This is a genomic window from Streptomyces sp. NRRL F-2664 (assembly GCF_000719345.1).
Taxonomy (GTDB): Bacteria; Actinomycetota; Actinomycetes; order Streptomycetales; family Streptomycetaceae; genus Streptomyces.
The window spans coordinates 1-2,140 of sequence record NZ_JOFX01000169.1; the positions used below are offsets into that span (position 1 = coordinate 1).

The following is a 2,140-nucleotide window of genomic DNA, read 5'->3' on the forward strand; positions in this document are numbered from 1 at the left end:
CGCCTCTACCACCCCGAAACCGGCCGCTTCACCACCCGCGACCCCCACCCCACACCCCTCAACAAATACCAAGCCTTCAATGCCAACCCCGCTGAATACACCGACCCCACCGGAAACATCAGCTTCAAGTTCCGCACGAGGCTCCAGAAATCACATGACAGGAATCTACGCCTCATAGAGGCCTGGAATAAGAAGAGCGAGGCCCACAAAAAGCGAATGCTAGCAGACCAGCAAAGAAGGCGTGAAGAGTCCGACGCGATGATAAAGCAATTCGCCCAGGATTTCAATCCCCCCGTGAATGCAGTCGAGCCTAAAAGCATTCCAGACTCACCGCGGAGGGACACCCCCCCGGAACTCAATCGGGGCATTAAAATACCCGGCCCGTGGGATACGCCGAAAAGCACGCAGGAGTGGGTTGCAATCTCCCGGCAGATCGATGCCGCCCAAGTTCACGTCCTCAAGTCGGTCCTCAAAGACGATGCCCTTTACCTCGGAATGGCAGAAGTGATTCACGAACGCCATTACGACCCTCGGGTTCAGGGCGGTCGACCCTACCCCATTCCTTCAACTCTACCGACATTCGTGGACTCCCAGACAGCAATCGGCCAAAAACTCCAAGCTGGCGTCTACCGCGAATTGATGAACAATAGAACAAAATATGCAGACCTCCTGGCTGTACTGGTAAGGATGATCCAAGCAGAAATTACCCCGCAAGACCGTAGGCGCATCGCCGCGGGCCTCTCATAGAGCTTCTTCGAGTTGGCCACCGGTCGGGTGGCAGGCAAGAGGTCGTAACGGACAAGGCTCCCGGACGGTTGAGCGAGAGATCTCACGTCCCAACCCGTCTGCCAGGGAGCCTTGCTGCCTGCCTGTCCTGCCGCATGGGACCTTCCGCATGCCCTCGTGGAGTGGGTCGCGATGCTGACCGCCACCCGGGAGGGTGACCGCCGCTGCAAGCCTCTCAGCCGGCCCTGATCACACTCGTGTTACCTGCGCAGCACGACACCCTCGCCCAGATCGCCGCCGGGTTCCGGATCCGCGGAAGCACCGCCCACGCCGATGTACAGCGTGATCACACACCCGGCGCCCGCGCGCCCCCACCCGCCCGCGCACTCCGTAGGTCCTCTCGACCGCCCAGCGTTTCGGGATCGGGGTGAAACCCCTGTTCCCGGGCTTGCGGGCGGTGATCTCCATGTCGATGCCGAGGGTCGCGGCGTGCTCGACGAGGTGCTGGCGGCAGCCGCCGCCGACCCAGGCCTTCCGGATCCCGGGGTGGCCGACCGCGACCTGGTCCAGGAGTTCAGTGCCGGCGACGGAGTCCTGCACGCTCGCCGCCGCGACCAGCACCGCGAGGAGAAGTCCGAGCGTGTCGGCGGCGATGCTCCGCTTCCGGCCCGCGATCTTCTTCCCGGCGTCGATGCCCTGGCCGGCAGCGGGGACGCTGGTGGAGGTCTTGACGCTCTGAGCGTCGATCACGCAGGCCGGCGGCTCCGCGTCACGCCCTTCCTTCTCGCGTAAGAGCTGCCTGAGCAGGCCGTTGAGCTGGGCGAGCACGCCCTCGTCGGCCCACTTGGCGAAGTAGCCGCAGACCGTGTTCCAGTGCGGGAAGTCGTGCGGAAGGTATCGCCGCTGAACCCCGGTCCGGTCCACGTACAAGATCCATGATGTCGCGCAGGCCGTGCTCCGGCGGCCGACCGAAATCCAGAGCCCGGCCGCGGCGCTCGAACCGCCAGGCCGCAAGCACCGGCTCGATCAACTCCCAACGGGCATCGGACAGATCACTCGGATACGGACGTCGCTTCGGCATGCTTCCGGCGTACCGCCGCAGACCGAGTGCGCCCAGGCGCACAGTGACGGCTGCCGAAGCACTCAGCCCCGAAAGCCGGGCGTCCTGGGATGAGACAGGCACAAGCCACCTCCCGCCTCACCCTCCACCCCACCTGACCAGCAAGAAGCAACTCGCATCTCCAGCACCACAAGCACCACAGCCCAGCGGCCCGAGAATCACTGAATACATGGCCAATCCAGATGAAAACGACCTCTGAGAGGGCGTTTAGCCCATATTCGGGGTTCTTTATATGGGTCTGCGCTCTGGTTTGGCTGGGACCACTGAGGCTGGTGTGAGTAGTGGTGCATGAGT

General features: G+C 63.3%; 1 protein-coding gene and 2 pseudogenes. 2 read left to right on the forward strand and 1 reads right to left on the reverse strand.

All coding sequences use genetic code 11. The features are described 5' to 3' along the window. Both IF89_RS46710 and IF89_RS48725 read left to right on the forward strand, forming a co-directional pair. On the forward strand, positions 1–747 hold a 747-nt coding region (locus tag IF89_RS46710; protein WP_199820632.1), incomplete at its 5' end, for a hypothetical protein. Between the two features lie 171 nt (positions 748–918). Next, positions 919–1,085, forward strand: a pseudogene (locus IF89_RS48725) (IS5/IS1182 family transposase); the annotation flags it as partial. A 28-nt stretch (positions 1,086–1,113) separates the two neighbouring features. On the opposite strand, the pseudogene IF89_RS50025 reads toward IF89_RS48725, so the two are convergent. Next, positions 1,114–1,807 (reverse strand): annotated as a pseudogene (locus tag IF89_RS50025) (IS5 family transposase); the annotation flags it as partial. Positions 1,808–2,140 lie beyond the last annotated feature (333 nt).